16 protein-coding genes are annotated in these 15,883 nt (G+C 69.3%); 11 read left to right on the top strand and 5 right to left on the bottom strand.

Annotated features, from left to right (window positions below):
* Position 1 precedes the first annotated feature (1 nt).
* Both V6R91_RS01035 and V6R91_RS01030 read left to right on the top strand, forming a co-directional pair.
* On the top strand, positions 2–991 hold the full coding sequence (locus V6R91_RS01035) for a C-terminal binding protein (RefSeq protein WP_336393740.1): 990 nt from the start codon (positions 2–4) through the stop codon (positions 989–991).
* 40 nt (positions 992–1,031) lie between these two features.
* On the top strand, positions 1,032–2,273 hold the full coding sequence (locus V6R91_RS01030; RefSeq protein ID WP_336393739.1) for an FAD-dependent oxidoreductase: 1,242 nt from the start codon (positions 1,032–1,034) through the stop codon (positions 2,271–2,273).
* 33 nt (positions 2,274–2,306) lie between these two features.
* Here the strand turns inward: V6R91_RS01030 and V6R91_RS01025 are convergent, their stop codons facing one another.
* Complete coding sequence (locus V6R91_RS01025) at positions 2,307–2,828, bottom strand: carboxymuconolactone decarboxylase family protein (protein ID WP_336393738.1); 522 nt, start codon at positions 2,826–2,828, stop codon at positions 2,307–2,309.
* 82 nt (positions 2,829–2,910) lie between these two features.
* Here V6R91_RS01025 and V6R91_RS01020 point away from each other — a divergent pair, with 82 nt between their 5' ends.
* The 5 genes from V6R91_RS01020 to V6R91_RS01000 all read left to right on the top strand — a co-directional run bounded on the left by V6R91_RS01020 (position 2,911) and on the right by V6R91_RS01000 (position 7,287).
* Positions 2,911–3,972, top strand: coding sequence for a 3-hydroxyacyl-CoA dehydrogenase family protein (locus tag V6R91_RS01020; protein ID WP_336393737.1), 1,062 nt, complete (start codon positions 2,911–2,913; stop codon positions 3,970–3,972).
* Entirely contained in the window at positions 3,962–5,392 is a 1,431-nt protein-coding gene (locus tag V6R91_RS01015; RefSeq protein WP_336393736.1) for an aldehyde dehydrogenase family protein, read from the top strand. The genes V6R91_RS01020 and V6R91_RS01015 overlap by 11 nt, the downstream gene beginning before the upstream one ends.
* Positions 5,389–5,862: a nuclear transport factor 2 family protein gene (locus V6R91_RS01010; protein ID WP_336393735.1), complete on the top strand. Its 474-nt coding sequence runs from the start codon at positions 5,389–5,391 to the stop codon at positions 5,860–5,862. Before V6R91_RS01015 ends, V6R91_RS01010 begins: the two co-directional genes overlap by 4 nt.
* Positions 5,859–6,602: an enoyl-CoA hydratase/isomerase family protein gene (locus V6R91_RS01005; RefSeq protein WP_336393734.1), complete on the top strand. Its 744-nt coding sequence runs from the start codon at positions 5,859–5,861 to the stop codon at positions 6,600–6,602. Before V6R91_RS01010 ends, V6R91_RS01005 begins: the two co-directional genes overlap by 4 nt.
* A 67-nt stretch (positions 6,603–6,669) precedes the next feature.
* Positions 6,670–7,287, top strand: a complete 618-nt coding sequence (locus V6R91_RS01000; protein WP_336393733.1) for a TetR/AcrR family transcriptional regulator — start codon at positions 6,670–6,672, stop codon at positions 7,285–7,287.
* On the opposite strand, the gene V6R91_RS00995 is transcribed toward V6R91_RS01000, so the two are convergent.
* Positions 7,280–8,269 carry a cyclase family protein gene (locus V6R91_RS00995; RefSeq protein WP_336393732.1) on the bottom strand — a complete coding sequence of 330 codons (990 nt, stop codon included), beginning with the start codon at positions 8,267–8,269 and terminating at the stop codon, positions 7,280–7,282. The two genes, V6R91_RS01000 and V6R91_RS00995, sit on opposite strands and share 8 nt — an antisense overlap.
* On the bottom strand, positions 8,266–9,291 hold the full coding sequence (locus V6R91_RS00990; RefSeq protein WP_336393731.1) for an amidohydrolase family protein: 1,026 nt from the start codon (positions 9,289–9,291) through the stop codon (positions 8,266–8,268). Before V6R91_RS00990 ends, V6R91_RS00995 begins: the two co-directional genes overlap by 4 nt.
* Positions 9,292–9,403: 112 nt before the next feature.
* On the opposite strand from V6R91_RS00990, the gene V6R91_RS00985 reads away from it, so the two are divergent.
* From V6R91_RS00985 to V6R91_RS00970, 4 genes are read left to right on the top strand one after another with little or no spacing between them, the layout of a single operon-like run.
* On the top strand, positions 9,404–10,357 hold the full coding sequence (locus V6R91_RS00985) for a fumarylacetoacetate hydrolase family protein (RefSeq protein ID WP_336393730.1): 954 nt from the start codon (positions 9,404–9,406) through the stop codon (positions 10,355–10,357).
* A complete protein-coding gene (locus tag V6R91_RS00980) occupies positions 10,354–11,094 on the top strand; it encodes a 3-oxoacid CoA-transferase subunit A (protein ID WP_336393729.1) in 741 nt (246 codons plus the stop codon). The genes V6R91_RS00985 and V6R91_RS00980 overlap by 4 nt, the downstream gene beginning before the upstream one ends.
* Complete coding sequence (locus V6R91_RS00975; RefSeq protein WP_336393728.1) at positions 11,091–11,738, top strand: 3-oxoacid CoA-transferase subunit B; 648 nt, start codon at positions 11,091–11,093, stop codon at positions 11,736–11,738. The genes V6R91_RS00980 and V6R91_RS00975 overlap by 4 nt, the downstream gene beginning before the upstream one ends.
* A complete protein-coding gene (locus V6R91_RS00970; protein WP_336393727.1) occupies positions 11,735–12,514 on the top strand; it encodes an enoyl-CoA hydratase-related protein in 780 nt (259 codons plus the stop codon). The genes V6R91_RS00975 and V6R91_RS00970 overlap by 4 nt, the downstream gene beginning before the upstream one ends.
* A 195-nt stretch (positions 12,515–12,709) precedes the next feature.
* On the opposite strand, the gene V6R91_RS00965 is transcribed toward V6R91_RS00970, so the two are convergent.
* Positions 12,710–13,879: an ROK family protein gene (locus tag V6R91_RS00965; RefSeq protein ID WP_336393726.1), complete on the bottom strand. Its 1,170-nt coding sequence runs from the start codon at positions 13,877–13,879 to the stop codon at positions 12,710–12,712.
* A 113-nt stretch (positions 13,880–13,992) separates the two neighbouring features.
* On the bottom strand, positions 13,993–15,816 hold the full coding sequence (locus V6R91_RS00960) for a SulP family inorganic anion transporter (RefSeq protein WP_336393725.1): 1,824 nt from the start codon (positions 15,814–15,816) through the stop codon (positions 13,993–13,995).
* Between the last annotated feature and the right edge of the window lie 67 nt (positions 15,817–15,883).

The raw sequence follows: 15,883 nt of genomic DNA, 5'->3' as shown, positions 1-15,883 counted from the left end.
CATGGCGACGATCGTGATCACGGACATCGCCTGGCCGAGCCCGGCCATCGAATCCGAGCTGGCGCGCGCAGCCGGCCACGAGATCCTGCCGGCGGAGTCCGACGAGCACCTGCTGACCCTCGCCCCGCAAGCGGATGCCATTCTCACCTGCTTCCGCCGGGTGCCGGCGCAGGTTCTCGACGCTGCGGGTCGGTGTCTCACGGTCGCCCGCTACGGGGTCGGCGTCGACAACATCGACGTCGCCCGTGCGACCGAGCTCGGCATCCTCGTCAGCAACGTCCCCGAGTTCTGCACCGAGGAGGTCGCCGACCACACCCTCGCGCTCACCCTCGCGACCCTCCGCAACCTGGTTCCTGCCTCCGATGCGACCCGCAGCGGCGGCTGGACGCCCGCGCCTGCGTACCCGTCCCGACGGCTCCGCGGCCTCGTGTTCGGAATCGTCGGGTTCGGCGCCACCGGCCGCGCGGTGGCAGAGCGCGCCGCGGCCTTCGGGTTCGAGGTCGTCGTCTCCTCTCGCGCGCTCGCGGCCGAACCCGGTGCGGCGCCGCCACCGGTGGCCCGCGTGGTCGGTCGCGATGAGCTGCTGCGCCTCGCGGATGTCGTGTCTCTCCACGTCCCGCTCAACGCCGAGACCCGTCATCTCGTCAGCGCCGAGGAGCTCGGGATGATGAAGGACGGCGCGCTGCTGATCAATGTCGGACGGGGAGGTCTCGTCGACACCGAGGCACTTCGCCCCGAGCTCGAACGTGGCCGGCTGCGGGTGGCGCTCGACGTCACCGACCCGGAGCCCCTTCCTGCAGACCACTGGCTCCGGTCGAGCCCGGCCGCAATCATCACGCCCCACGTCGCGTTCGCCTCGGACGGCTCCCTCGTCGAGCTGGCCACGAAGGCGACGTCCAACGCGCTCGCCGTCCTCGCGGGCCAGCGCCCGGCATCCATCGTCAATCCCGAGGTCCTCACCTCGGACCTCCTCCGCATCACCCCGCAGTAACCCCGATCAGAACGCACTCGACGAAGAGAGCAGGTCTTTCATGAACAACAACTCCACCGAGCCCGTCGCCGTCATCGGCGCCGGTCCCGCCGGCATCGCGACCGCCCTGGCCATGCATGCCGTCGGGATCCCCGTGCAGCTGTACGAGCGCTACGCAGAACCGCGCGCGGCCGGCAACATCGTCAACCTCTGGCCACCGGCCGTTCACGCGCTCGAGCAGATCGGCGTCGACGTCGACGACATCGGGGCATTCTGCGAGTCGGAGTTCCGCAACTCCCGCGACAAGGTGCGCGCGCGGGTGAAGTTCCCACCGTCGGTCGTCGAGAAGTACGGCAACGGCGGCTTCATCGGACTCACCCGCCCCGACCTCTACGAGCGCATGGTCGATGCCCTCCCGCCCGGCATCCTCGTCGGAAACAAGCAGGTCGTCGGGATCGAGGACGAGGGCGATCACGTCGTCGTCCGCTTCCAGGACGACACGAGCATCACCACGCCACTCGTCGTGGGCGCCGACGGGATCAACTCGGTCGTCCGCGAGATCGTCTGGGGCCTTCCCCCGATCCGCGAGCACAACCTCCACGTCATCGGCGGCTTCACTTTCGACCTGCCCGCCGCTGTCAACCCGCGAGAGGCGATCCTCCGCCATTCCCGCACGGTGCAGGCCAGCCACACCGGCATCCGCAGCAAGGGCCGCGACGGCGCGGAATGGTGGGTACTGCAGGCCTGGGACGCGCAGAAGCCAGCCCCGGTCGATCTCAAGGCCCACGCGCTCTCCCTCGCGAAGGGATTCCCTCCTCAGATGGCGGAGCTCATCGCGAATACGTCAGAAGAGCACATCTTCCGGTGGCCGATCCGCGACCGCGGAGACGTTCCCAAAGTGTGGAGCAAGGGGCGTGTCACCTTTGCGGGCGATGCCGTGCACGCCACCAGCCCCTACGCCGCCTATGGCGCGGGCATGTCGATCGTCGACGGCTACTTCCTGGGCCAGACGCTCAACGGCGTCGACCTCAGCGACGCGGCCGCCCTTCAGAAGGCGCTCGCGCGCTACGAGGAACTCCGCGTCGAGCACACGGCCGGACAGGTGAAGCAGGCGTACATGCTGGGTCGCAACTTCCACCACGTCCCGGCACCCATGCGACCTCTTCGCGACGCCATCTTCGACCACACCAAATTCCTGCAGAAGGTGGTCGGCGACTCCAACCCGGCCGAGATCAGCGCGCAGCTCGACATCATGGGGGCGGACATCCACACGCCCGCGCCGGTCACATCCGCAGCGCGCTGAGCGCGGCATCCGATCCCGCCGCTCCCGCCCGTGTCAGCCGGGCGGGAGCGGTGGTTCCACGTGGAGCACGTTGTTCATCAGCGCGACTTTGACGTACTGCGCGCCCACGAACACGGCCTCCACAGCGCCCCGGGCGCCCAGCCCATCGTGGATGCGTTGCCAGAGCTCGTCGCCCACCGCTCCACGGTCGCTCAGGGCGTCGGCCAGCTCGAGCATCGCGCCCTCCAGTCCGGCCACCTTCACCTCGCTTGACCGCAACGCGGTCACGTCCGACGCCGAGATCCCCGCTCCCGCGGCGAAGAGCTGCAGGTGCACCCGCCATTCCGCGGTCGCGCCGTAGTTGTGCAGGACGCGCAGGATGAGCAGCTCCCTCAGGCGTGGCGTCAGTTCCGTCGCGTTGAGCACGCGCGCCGTCGCTCCTTTGAGATCGGCCAGCGCCGCCGGAGAGTGGGCGACCACCCCGAACAACTCCAGAGGCCGGCCGTCGGGGAGCCGGTACGCGTCGAGAGCGGCCTCCGCGACCGGTTCGACTCTTCTGCGCGAGGACACGGACATGCTGGCTCCTTCGTGTGCGGATGATGTAACCTACCACCCAGACGGTAGGGAGCGCCGTCTGCACCGTCAGAGAGGTCGGATCGTGCACCACAACGACATCGCTCATGCATTGCTCGATCGCTATTACACCGACGCGGATCGGCTGGCCGACCGAGGCGTGGCGTCGCCCGACGACATCGATCTCGCGATGCGGCTCGGCGCCGGGTACCCCGCCGGCCCCTTCGAGGCGCGGGCAGGGCAACCCTCCGCCGCTCCGGATTCCCGCACGGTGGCGACGTCGGCCTGGTCGTCCGTGGTGATCGTTGGCACGGGCCACATGGCGTCCGGTATCGCCGAAGCCGTGGCCCGCGCGGGCAGCGCGGTCACGGTGATAGGCCGTGGCGCGGCATCCCTCGACCGCTCGCGGGCCGCGGTCACCGCCAACCTCGACCGGTCGGTGGGCCGCGGGCGCCTTTCGGCTCAGGATGCCGCAGCCGTCGTGGACAGGATCGGATTCCTGTCGGGCATCGATGCCCTGCCGGACGACACTGAGGTCGTCATCGAGGCGGTCGCCGAAGACCTCGCCGTCAAGCAGTCCGTGCTCGCGCAGATCGACCGAGCGGCCCGGTCGGAAGCCGTCCTGGCGACGAACACGAGTTCGTATCGGGTCGCCGACGTCATGTACGACGTGTCGACGCAGCGGCGCACGCTGGCTCTGCACGTCTTCAACCCTGCAGCGGTGATGAAGCTCGTCGAGGTCGTGCCCGGGCCGGCGAGCGAATCCGTCGCCGCGGCGGCGGCGGACTGGGTGCGATCGCTCGGCAAAGCCCCGGTGCGCAGCGCCGACACCCGCGGCTTCATCGTCAATCGACTCCTGATCCCGTACCTCAACGATGCCGCGCGTCTGCACGAAGGCGGCCGACAGATCGCCGACATCGACGCCGCGATGACGGGCGTCGCCGGACTGCCCATGGGGCCCTTCGCCCTGCTCGACCTCATCGGGCTCGACGTCACGGTCGCGGCGCTTCGCTCGATGGCCGAGGCGGAGCCGGGCGAAGAACGACTGGTCCCCGCCGACATCCTCAGCCAGCTCGTCGCCGACGGCCGTCTTGGCCGCAAGAGCGGCGCGGGCTTCTACTCCCAGGGAGACATCCATGCACGATGACCTGCGCGAACGCACCCGGATCTTCATCGACGGTCGCTGGACGACCCCGGTCGAATCCGCGCCCGCGATCGAGGTGACGGATGCCGCGACCGGCGGCCGGCTCGGCACGGTCCCTGCCGGCGGCGCCGGCGACGTCGATCGCGCGGTGGCCGCAGCGCACGCGGCCGCCGACGAGTGGCGTCGCACCGACCCCGCGGAGCGGGCCGCAGCGCTGGAGGCCGTCCGCGGGCAGCTCGCGGCGCGCCTGGACGAGATCGCGGAGGTGATCAGTCTCGAGGTCGGAACCCCGGCTAACATCTCCAAGAAGGTGCAGGTCGGTCTGCCCCTGGCGACACTCCAGGGCTTCGCGGATACCGCGCGGGCGTTCGCCTGGGAGCGCGCCGTCGGCAACTCCGCCGTGCTGCGCGAGGGCGCCGGCGTCGTCGCGGCGATCACGCCGTGGAACTACCCGCTGCACCAGCTCGTCGGCAAGGTAGGCGGCGCTCTGGCGGCGGGCAGCACCGTGGTGGCAAAGCCCGCCAGCGAGGCGCCGCTGGCGGCTTTCGCCTTGGCCGATGCCATCGAGGCGGCCGGCCTCCCCGCCGGCGTGTTCAACCTCGTGAGCGGAGGCGGGGCTGCCGTCGGCGAGGCGCTGGCCGGCGACCCGCGTGTCGACCTGGTCTCGTTCACCGGCTCGACCGCGGTGGGCGCACGCATCGCCGCCCTTGCCGCCGCGAACGTGACCCGCACGAGCCTCGAGCTCGGCGGAAAGTCGGCGAGCATCGTGCTCGACGACGCGGACCTCGAACGTGCCATCCGCTCCAGCGTGGGCAACGCCTTCCTCAACTCAGGGCAGACGTGCTCCGCATGGACCCGACTGGTCGTCCCTCGGGCGCTGCAGGACCGGGTGATCGAGATCGCGGTCGCGTCGGCCGAGCGGCTCCGGCTCGGCCATCCTCTCGAGGACACCACGCGCCTCGGCCCCCTGGTGTCGGCGGCGCAGCAGCGCTCGGTCCGCGCGCACATCGACCGAGGTACCGGGCTTGCCCGGCTCGTCACCGGAGGCTCGCAGCAGCCCGCCGCGCTCGACAGCGGCTTCTACGTCGCGCCGACGATCTTCGCCGACGTCGACAACTCTTCCCCGCTCGGTCAGGAGGAGATCTTCGGCCCGGTGCTGTCGATCATCCCGTTCGACAGTGAGGAGCAGGCGGTGGCCATCGCCAACGACAGTCCCTACGGACTCGCCGGCGGGGTGTGGAGCGTGGACGAGGACCGCGCAACGGCGGTCGCGCGCCGCATCCGGACCGGTCAGGTCGACATCAACGGCGCGGCGTTCAACCCGGTCGCCCCGTTCGGCGGCGTGAAGTCGTCGGGGTACGGGCGCGAGTTCGGTGAGTTCGGCATCGAGGAGTTCACGGTGACGAAGGCGATCCAGCGATGAGCGCTGCCCACCTCGAGACCATCAGCCGGTACTACGACGGCTGCTCCACGGGTGACGTCCCGCTCATGCTCGAGACGCTGCATCCTGATGTCGTCCACTACTTCCTCGCGCCGAACGTCGGGTCCGCGCCGGTCGCCGGAGCCGAGCACCTGGCGCGGTACTGGCGCAAGGTCACCGTCATGATCGGCGCCACGTGGGTGGTCGACCACATCCTCGACGGCGTCGACGAGGCGGTGATCGAGTGGACGATGTCATGGATGCCGGCGGCCGGTGACGGGCCGGTCGCCACGAGGGGCGCGGAATGGTTCGTGTTCCGCGACGGTCTCATCTCGGAGATCCGCTCGTACTATCAGCAGCGACCCGAGACGACGGAGCTCGACGCCTTCCCGTATGCGGAACGGGACTACTCCACGGCTGGGCGGCTGGCCAGCGCCATCCACCAGCCGCAGCCGAACAGGAGCGCCCGATGAGCATCGTCGTCCACATCCACGAGCGGCGCGCGACGATCACGATCGATCGCCCCGACCGCATGAACGCGCTCGACGAGCCGACCCGGCTGGCCCTCGCCGAAGCCATCCGCGGATGCGGGAGCGACCCGGAGGTCGGTGCCATCGTCATCACGGGCGCCGGCCGCGCCTTCTGTGCGGGCCAGGACCTGGCTGCCGTCCACGAGCTCGACGATGCGCACGACACCGTCGCGCGCACCTACAACCCGATCGCCGCGGCGATCGCGGACACCGCGGTCCCCGTCATCGCCGCGGTGAACGGCGCCGCCGTCGGCGCGGGCATGGGCATCGTGCTCGCGTGCGACGTCGTCCTCATGTCCGAGAAGGCATCGCTCGCCTGCGTCTTCGGGAAGGTAGGGCTGGTGCCCGACACGGGCACGTCGTGGCAGCTGGTGCGCAGCGTCGGCTATCTGCAGGCCTTCGAGCTGGCGACGACGGGACGCCGGATCGGCGCCGAGGAGGCGCTCGCGCTGCGCCTCGCGTCGGAGGTCGTCGCGCCCGAGATTTTGCTGACGCGGGCGCACGAGCTCGCCGGCCGCCTGGCGAGCGGTCCGCGTGTGGCGCACGAGCTCACCAAGCGCCTGCTCCGGACCGCTCAGGTCGCCACGCCGGCGGAGACGATGGAGCACGAGGCCGTCAGTCAGGGCATCGCCGCACGCGACGGTGAGCACCTGCGTCTGCGGGCGGCGTTCCTCGAACGATGACGGCGGCCGAGTCCCGACGCCCGGTATCGCCTGCGATATCGTGACTGCACATCAGGGGAGAGAATTCGTGAGCACCTCAGACGGACGACGGCCGATCACGTCACGGATGTCGGGTGACGCACGTCGCGCGCAGATCCGCGAGGTGGCCGCGGGGCTCTTCGACCATTCCGGCTATCGCGACACGTCGATGGACAGGATCGCCGACGAGGTCGGCATCAAGAAGGCGTCGCTTTACTACTACTTCCCGAGCAAGGACCGCCTGCTCATCGAGATGCACGACGAGATGATCGAGCTCATCATCGCGTCGCATGAGGCGCGGAGGGATGCCGGTGCCCCCACCGCGTCCGACCTGCTGCTCGGGATGATGACCGACATCATCTCCCTCCAGGAGACGCACCCCGGCTCACTGCGGGTCTTCTTCGAGCATTTCAAGGAGATCCCCGAGCCCGAACGCACGCGCGTCATGGAGCGTCGAGCCGTCTACGAGCGGTACCTGCGCGAGGAGCTCCAGCGCGGGATGGACGACGGCGAGTTCAAGCAGCTCGACATCCGGTTCGCGACTTTCGCGATCCTCGGCATGGCCAACTGGTCGTATCAGTGGTTCCGGCCCGGGGGCGGCGCGACCGCCGAGCAGGTGGCGCGAGCCTTCTGGTCCATGCTCAGCGACGGTATCGCGGCTACTTGACCGCGATGGGGTTCACCGGTGAGCCCACCGCGCCCGTGAAGGGCAAAGGCTGCGCTGCGAGAAGGAACTCGAAGATTCCGTCGGCGGCGCAGTCGGCTGCGAGACGGTCGAGGTCCCACATCTCGCCGAGCAGCAGGCCCACGTGGGGCAGCAGTACCTGGTGCAGCGGCTGCATGGAGTTCGGGAATTCGTTCGGGCGCACCTCCACGCCCCATGTATCGGTCGCCACGGCGGCGATCTCGCGGGCGTGCAGCCATTCCGCCGTCGTGAACGACAGCCCGGGTGCGGGCCCGCCCGCATACCCTCCCCATCCGGTGCCGCGGCGCACCCGGGTCAGCTGACCGGTCCTCACAAGGAGGATGTCGCCGCGCCCGACAGCGGATGACGCTCCCTGAGCCTCGATCGTCGCGTCGAGGTCGGCCGGGGTGATCGCGTAGCCGTCCGGCAGCTCCCCGTCGGCGAGGGCGCGGCCGACGTCGAGCAGGACGCCCCGGCTGATCAGCGGCTCGGCGACATGCTCGATGCCCGTCGCGAGGTCGCCCTCGCTGGTCACCGTGCGGGCGGCCACGCGGTTGTTCCACCCGATGCCGTGGTCGAAAACGTGGCCCAGTCCATCCCACTGCGTCGAGCACTGCAGGGGCATGAACACGCAGTCGTCGGCCACCGAAAGACCGTGCGGCAGTCCCATGATCTCCGCGGTGTCCAGCCCTGTGCTCATCATCGTGTGCACGGGATTGACGCGCCGCTTCCAGCCGTTCTGCGGGCCGTCGTTGTCGAAGGGGAGCGAAAGCGAGAACGTCTCGCCCCGGCGCACGAGTGAGGATGCTGCGACGCGCTTGTCGGTGTCGATGAAGTTCACGGTGCCGCGCGCGTCGTCTGGTCCCCACCGATCCCAGTTGCTGACACGGGCCGATACCGACGCGATCGCCGCTTCGGCATCCGCGCCGTACGCGGCGACGGCGGGTGTGGTGTTGTCGGTCATGCGGTCTTCCTCAGGGTGATGCGCTCCATCAGCCGCGGACCGAAGAGCGCCTGCGCGCTCCCGGACGTGACGGCGGCTCGCGCGGCGCGGTCGTCGAGCGCTGCTTCGATGCGGTCGATCGGGTCGTCGACGCCCATGTCGAACGGGTAGTCGCTTCCGAGCGTGACGTGGTCCTCGCCGACGCTCTCGACGAGGAATCTCAGGGCGGGGGACGTGTAGACGAGCGCGTCGAACCACATCCGGCGCAGGTACCAGCTCGGCGGGTGCTCGCAGGTGCGGGCATCCTGGCGCTGATGCCACGCGTGGTCGGCGCGGCCGCTGTAGCTGGGCAGCCAGCCGCCGGCATGCGCGGCCCACACTCTGAGCCCGGGGAACCGGTCGAGCACTCCGCCGAAGATGAGCCGAGACAGCGCGAGCGACGTCTCGGTCGGGTTGCCGACGTGGTTGAACATGTAGCCGACGTCGAGGCGCGCCCCGAGGCTGCAGCCCCAGGGGTGGATGAGCACCGGGACGTCGAGCGCCACCGCCGTCTCCCAGAACTCCCAGAGCGAGGGGTGGTCGAGCTCCGTTCCGGGGGCTGCGGTCGTCGAGATCTGCACGCCGATCGCCCCGAGATCCTCGACCGCAGTGCGCAGCTGGCGCACCGCGAGGTCCGGAAGGTGGAGGGCGACGGTCGCGACGGGCACGAGCCGGTCCGGCTCCTGACGGCAGAAGTCGGTCACGGCCCTGTTCGCTTCGTCGATGTAGCGTTCGGCCAGGGGCCGCTCCATCCACGGACGCGCGATCGGCGTGGCGCTCACGGTTTGCACGTCGACCCGCGCCGCATCCATGGCGGCGAGCCGGTCGGCCAGCGAGGTGAGCCTCCGCCCGAGAGCCGCGAACTGCTCCCGGTTGTACGCCGCCGAGGCAGCACCGAGGGCCTGCCCATCGGCGGCCAACTGGTCGGCGAAGCCGACCTCTCCGACCAGCAGCCGGTCGGCGTCGGGGGTCCCCAGATGAGCGTGGACATCGATCGTTCTCACAGTCCGAGACCTCCCTTGGCTTCTTCTCGCCGCCACGTTATCGTTCTCTTGGGACGCTATCAACCGTCCCGACGGTAGATTAGGAAGTGAGGCAACCGTGCGACTCGCAACGATGCGGAACGGTACCCGGGACGGCGCCCTGCACCTGGTCGCTCGCGACGGCACGCGTGCGGTGAGTGCGCAAGCCGTCGCGCCGACCCTGCTCGGCGCGCTCGAGGACTGGGAAGCGCTCGCGCCCGGTCTCGAAGAGCTCGGCGCCGAGCTCGAAGCCGGAGGGGTGGAGACGGTGCCGTTCGACGAGGCCGTGGCGCTCGCGCCGCTGCCGCGCACCTGGCAGTGGCTCGATGCCTCGGCCTTCCTCAACCATGGTGCGCTGCTCTCGCGCTCGCTCGGGATGGACCCGATCCTCTCGCCGGTGCCGCTGATGTACCAGGGGATGTCGCACGAGTTCCTCGCACCCTACGGCACCACGCCGCTATGGAACCCGAGCGGCGACCTGGACTTCGAGGGCGAGTTCGCGGTGATCCTCCGCGACACCCCCGCCGGCATCGACGCCGACACGGCACTCCAGCACGTCGCGCTCGTGACGTTCGTCAACGACTGGTCGCAGCGCGCGATCGTGGTCGAGGAGATGGGACGCCGGTTCGGCTTCATCGAGGGGAAGCCCGCGACCGGCATGGCTCCTCTCGCAGCGACGCCGGATGAGCTGGGCGACGCGTGGCAGGACGGCCGGATCACCGCGAGCCTGACCGTCGGACTGAACGGCGAGCGATTCGGCGCGGTTCCGGCCGGCGAGATGGACTACTCCTTCGGTGAGCTGATCGCGTACGCCGCTCGCACGCGCAACCTGGCAGCGGGCACCGTCATCGGCAGCGGGACGGTGTCGAGCACGCGGTACGCCGAGACCGGTTCCGCGTGCATCGCCGAACGGCGTGGCATCGAGATCATCGAGGAAGGCGCTGCATCGACGCCGTACCTCCGCGAGGGCGATCGCGTGACAATGCAGGTCGACCTCGACGGAGACGTCGTGTTCGGCCGGCTCGATCAGACCGTGGTCCGCCGATGATCGACAAGACGGTTCCGGATGCCGCAACCGCCGTCGCCGGCATCCCCAACGGTGCGACCGTCATGATCGGCGGCTTCGGCCGCGCGGGCGAGCCCGTCGAGCTCATCGACGCGCTCATCGCCTACGGCGCGCAGGACCTGACGATCGTCAACAACAACGCCGGAAGCGGCGACTCGGGCCTGGCCGCCCTCTTGGCTCACGGTCGAGTGCGCAAGGTGATCTGCTCCTTTCCCCGGCAGCACGACTCCTGGGTCTTCGACGGCCTGTATCGCGCCGGCGAGATCGAGCTGGAACTCGTGCCGCAGGGCAACCTCGCCGAGCGCATCCGCGCGGCCGGCGCGGGAATCGGCGCCTTCTATACGCCCACCGGGGTGGGCACGCAACTCGCCGAGGGCAAGGAACAGCGAATCATCGACGGTCGCACGTTCGTGCTGGAGCATCCGATCACGGCCGAGTTCGCCCTCGTCAGCGGCTGGCGCGCCGACCGCTGGGGCAATGTCGTCTACCGCAAGACCGCGCGCAACTTCGGACCGGTCATGGCGACTGCCGCGACGACCACCATCGTGCAGGTCGACGAGGTCGTGCCGGTAGGCGGCTTGGATCCCGAGACGGTGGTGACGCCGGGGATCTTCGTCGACCGGGTCGTGGCAGTGGGGGACCGCGCCTGGCTGCAGGACGGCGTGTTCGCCGGCGGTGTGGACGTCGAGGGTCGCCCGAGCATCGAGGTCGGGCCATGAGCGCCCGCATCACGCGCGAGCAGCTCGCGGCCCGTATCGCGCAGGACATCCCGGAGGGTTCGTACGTGAACCTCGGCATCGGGGCACCCACGCTCGTGGCGAACTTCCTCCCTGACGACCTCGAAATCATCCTCCACACCGAGAACGGGCTGCTGGGCATGGGCCCCGCGCCCGAGGCGGAGCGGATCGATCCCGACCTCATCAACGCGGGCAAGCAGCCGGTCACGGCACTGCCCGGGGCGGCGTACTTCCACCACGCGGATTCGTTCGGGATGATGCGCGGCGGCCATCTCGACGTGTGCGTGCTCGGCGCGTTCCAGGTGTCCGAACGCGGTGACCTCGCCAACTGGTCCACCGGCGCGCCCGGCGCGATCCCCGCCGTCGGTGGCGCGATGGATCTCGCCATCGGCGCGAAGAACGTGTACGTGATGACCGACCTGTGCACCAAGACCGGCGAGTCCAAGCTCGTCGAGGCCTGCACCTACCCGCTGACCGGTGTCGGCTGCGTCACACGGGTGTACACCGATCACGCGGTGTTCGACGTGACGCCCGACGGGTTCGCTGTCCATGAGGCGTTCGGCGACAACACCCTCGAGCTGCTCGCCGAGCTCACCGGATTGAAGCTCAGGGAGAGTCGGCTGTGACGCGGCAGTACAACACGATCCTCGTCGAGACGCGTGACCGGGTCGGCTGGATCACGCTCGATCGGCCGGAGGCTCTGAACGCACTCAACTCCGAGGTCATGCGCGATGTCGTGGCCGCGGCATCCGTCTTCGACACCGACCCGGGCATCGGTGCGATCGTCGTGACCGGATCCGCGCGTGCGTTCGCCGCCGGCGCCGACATCAAGGAGATGGACCAAGCATCCGGCGTCGACATGGCGCTACAGGAGCCGTTTGCCGGCTGGTCGCGGTTCGCGGCGGTCCGCACCCCGGTGATCGCCGCTGTCTCGGGCTACGCCCTCGGCGGCGGATGCGAACTGGCCATGATGTGCGACATCGTGCTCGCAGACCCTGCCGCGAAGTTCGGCCAGCCCGAGATCACCCTCGCGGTGATCCCGGGGATGGGCGGCACGCAGAGACTCGTGCGTGCCGTCGGCTACTACAAGGCCGCCGAACTCGTGCTCTCCGGCCGGATCATCGATGCGCAGGAGGCGGAGCGCATCGGCCTGGTGTCAAGGGTCGTCGCGGCCGGCGACCTGCTGGCCGACGCGGAGCGGACCGCGAACGCGGTGGCTTCGAAATCCCTGCCGGCGCTCTACGCCGCGAAGGCAGCGTTGGACGTCGCCCTGGAATCCTCGCTCGCAGAGGGGTTGCGGTTCGAGTCGAGGGCATTCGGATCGCTCTTCGACACCGCGGACCAGAAGGAGGGGATGGCCGCCTTCCGGGAGAAACGGCCGCCGGCATTCGTGCACCGCTGATCGTGCCGATGACCGGCGGGCGTCAGCTCGCGGCGGTGAGTCCGGCGCGGCGGGGCGCTTTCGGCCCCCGAATGGGCATCGTCCCCACGGCAGGTGGAGCCCGCTGAGGTGGCCGACTTCCGCACTACGCAAGTTGTCGCTGCGGGGACTGAGGAGCTTCCGGGCCTGGGCCATTGACCGGCCGCAAATCGCTTCTCACACGTATGCCGCGGGCAGTTGCTGGAGTGCGGCCGCGTGGCCGAGCGGGTTGCCGTCTTCGATCCAGCGCGCCAACGCAGCGGGGGCGAAAAGATTCTCGGCCGCGAGAAGCGCTGCGCCGGCGACCCCTTCCTTCTGATCGAGGGAGGCGGAACGGATGACGAGTCCGTCCGTCGCAAGCCGCGTGCTTCGCCGCTGGATGACTGCGCTGATGATGTTCAGGAAGTCGTCGCCGGTGCGCAGCACACCGCCGCCGATGACGAGCTGGCCCGGATTGGCGAAGTTCACGAGGTTCGCCGCAACGTCACCGATCACGCTCGCGCGAGCCTCGATGAGCTCTCGCACGAGAGCATCCCCTGCCTGGGCGGCGGCGCCGATGTCGCCGAGAGTGACCTGGTGCCGCTCAGTCAACGCTTGTTCGAGTACAGGGCTTTCGGCTGCACGCCGGGTGGCCTCTGCGAGCAGCGACCATCCACCGGCGACCGCCTCGAGACATCCGACGAGCCCGCAGCGGCAGACCGCGTCCGGCGCATCCGTGATGTGCACGTGCCCGATCTCGCCGGCGCCGCCTCGCTGACCTCGGAGAAGTCGTCCGCGAGAAATGACCGCGGATCCGATACCCGTTCCCAGCTTGATGAAAAGCATGTCATCGGTTCGCGGCCCCGGACCGAACGTCCATTCGCCGATCGCCATGAGGTTGACATCGTTGTCGACCCACACTGGCGCATCGACATGCTCGCGCAGCCAGGCACGCGCACTGAACCCGTCCCATCCGGGCATGATGGGCGGCGAAACGAGGCGGCCCGTCGTCAGATCCACCGGTCCCGGCACGCCGACACCGATGCCCCACGCCCGCAGTCTCGGCTCGCGCGCCGCCAACGCATCGATGTGAGCTTTGACACGCGCCATCGTGGCATCCGGGCCGTTGTCGACCGACCAATCCTCGTGAGAGGTCGAGAGAAGTCGGCCACGAAGGTCCGCGACACCGACGGTGATCTCCGACGCCTCGACCAGCACCCCGAAGACGCGAGCGGCGTCCGCGTTGAACTCGAGCAGACGGGCCTGTCGGCCGCCTTCCGAGGCCGCGAGGCCGCCGTCGCGGAGAAGTCCGAGCCGCGAGGCGTCCTCCACCCGCTGAGTGACGACTTTCCGGGTGAGCCCGCTCACGACGACGAGCCTGGGTCGGGTCACCGCTCGCCCCGAGCGGACCGACATCAACCAGGCCGAACGCCACCACGCCACAGGGCGTGAACAGTTGGACTCACTCGAAGCGTCACGCGTCAGAGTCCGCTTCCACGCGTCTCGTCGCCTGCGCTCTGGGACAGTTGCGCCCCGACGGCCCGATGGACGTTGCCGTGGACGTGGTCAGTGCCGATCCGATCGATGATGCCCTGGGCCTCGAGTACGTCGCGTACGCGGGGCTTGACTCGCGCCAGCCGCATCGTGACGCCCTCCGCTTCGGTCAGGTCGACGAGCTCGGTGAGTTTGGCTGCCCCCTGCGAATCCACGAAGGCGACGCCTTCCAGATCGATCACCAGCGCGGTGAGGAGCGGGTCCCCGGAGATGACCTTGCGGATGCGTTCATCGAACGCTTCGGCGGTTGCGAAGAACAGGCCGCCGTCCAGACGTATCACGGCGATACCGGCGATGGTCTCATCGGCGGGGTTGAGGTCGATGTCGCGGAAGACCTGGGTGCCGGGCTCACGGCCGAGCAGGGGCATGGCGGGCCGTGTCGAGACGTAGATGAGCCACCCGAGCGACAGTGCGATCCCGATGACGATCCCGAAGAGCACGCCCGCGGACAGCACGCCCACGACGGCCGCCACCGCGATCCAGAAGTCGAACCTGGACACGCGCCGCAGCCGGGAGAACTCCTTGAGGTCGATCATCCCGAACACGACCGCGTCGATGATGATGGAGGCCAGCACGGCCTTCGGCAGCTCTGAGAAGACAGGTGCGAGGAAGAGCAGCGTCAGGATCACCAGCGTTCCGGTGGTGAGCGACGCCACGGGTGTGCGCGCACCTGCGGATTCGTTGAGCGAACTGGCCGACAGACTCGTCGAGACCGGCATCCCTTGGACGAGGCCGGCGCCGACGTTGGCCATACCCTGGGCCACCGCCTCCTGATTCACATCGATGCGGTAACGGTGCCGGGTCGCGAAGGATCTGGCGTCGCCTGCCGTCTGAGAGAACCCGATCAGCAGCAGCGCCAATGCCGCGATGATGATTTCCGGGACGTTCCCCAGGACGATGTCGAGGTCCGGCAATTGCGGGACGGGCAGCCCGCTCGGCACGTCGCCGACCAGCGTCACTCCTCGCTCGCCCAGGTTGAGCAGCGCGGATGCGAGGAGCCCGCCGACGACGAGCACCAGCGCGCCGGGGATCTTGGGCGCCCAGAAGCGCAGCGCGAGGATCACCGCGAGGGCTGCCGCGCCGACCACCAGTGTCGGGAGGTGGATGGCACCCAGCCCGACGATCCACGACGCGAACTCCCGCCACACGTTGTCGCCCTCTCCCGAGGTGCCGGTCAGCTTGGGCAGCTCTCCCACGACCACATCGATTGCGGCTCCCGCCAGGAACCCGGTGACGACGGCCTTCGAGAGGAACTGGGCGATCCATCCCATCCGGAAGAGCGCCAGGAGCAGCAACAGGATGCCGGTCACCAGCGTGATCGCCGCGACGAGCTGAGCTGCATCACCGCCGGTGACACCGGTCACGATCACCACACCCCCGGCGACCGTTGCCAACGCCGAGCTCGGACCGGTGGAGATCTGACGTGACGTGCAGAACAGCGCGTAGATGATCGCCCCGGCCGCCGCAGCGTACAGACCGTTCTGAACTGGGATCCCCGCGATCTCGGCATACCCGAGGTTCTTCGGCACGATCATCGCGACGACGGCCACTCCCGCGATGATGTCCGCGCGCAGCCATCGCCGTTCATAGCGAGGCAACCAGCGCAGGATCGGGAGAAAACCTGCGGAGCCGCTCTTCGCGCTTGTCCGCACAGTTGCCTCCGACCATCGGCGCGTCGGGCCGGTCGCCGGCAGGGTACGAGAAGCGCCTCGCCTGCACCGCCGATGTTCCCGATGCTTTCCTGACGGCATGCTACGTCCCGAGAGGACGCAGACGTACCTGTGCATGTCCCGGACCGGCGACCACGGGAGCCGAGAC

Source organism: Microbacterium sp. CCNWLW41, assembly GCF_037083505.1.
This window is presented reverse-complemented; position numbering and strand designations above follow the sequence as displayed.

Bases quoted from the DNA above. Each gene is read 5' to 3' on its own strand.
- V6R91_RS01035 (WP_336393740.1), top strand. From the start codon at position 2: ATGGCGACGATCGTGATCACGGACATCGCCTGGCCGAGCCCGGCCATC.
- V6R91_RS01030 (WP_336393739.1), top strand. From the start codon at position 1,032: ATGAACAACAACTCCACCGAGCCCGTCGCCGTCATCGGCGCCGGTCCC.
- V6R91_RS01025 (WP_336393738.1), bottom strand. From the start codon at position 2,828: ATGTCCGTGTCCTCGCGCAGAAGAGTCGAACCGGTCGCGGAGGCCGCT.
- V6R91_RS01015 (WP_336393736.1), top strand. From the start codon at position 3,962: ATGCACGATGACCTGCGCGAACGCACCCGGATCTTCATCGACGGTCGC.
- V6R91_RS01010 (WP_336393735.1), top strand. From the start codon at position 5,389: ATGAGCGCTGCCCACCTCGAGACCATCAGCCGGTACTACGACGGCTGC.
- V6R91_RS01005 (WP_336393734.1), top strand. From the start codon at position 5,859: ATGAGCATCGTCGTCCACATCCACGAGCGGCGCGCGACGATCACGATC.
- V6R91_RS00995 (WP_336393732.1), bottom strand. From the start codon at position 8,269: ATGACCGACAACACCACACCCGCCGTCGCCGCGTACGGCGCGGATGCC.
- V6R91_RS00985 (WP_336393730.1), top strand. From the start codon at position 9,404: ATGCGGAACGGTACCCGGGACGGCGCCCTGCACCTGGTCGCTCGCGAC.
- V6R91_RS00980 (WP_336393729.1), top strand. From the start codon at position 10,354: ATGATCGACAAGACGGTTCCGGATGCCGCAACCGCCGTCGCCGGCATC.
- V6R91_RS00975 (WP_336393728.1), top strand. From the start codon at position 11,091: ATGAGCGCCCGCATCACGCGCGAGCAGCTCGCGGCCCGTATCGCGCAG.
- V6R91_RS00960 (WP_336393725.1), bottom strand. From the start codon at position 15,816: ATGCCGTCAGGAAAGCATCGGGAACATCGGCGGTGCAGGCGAGGCGCT.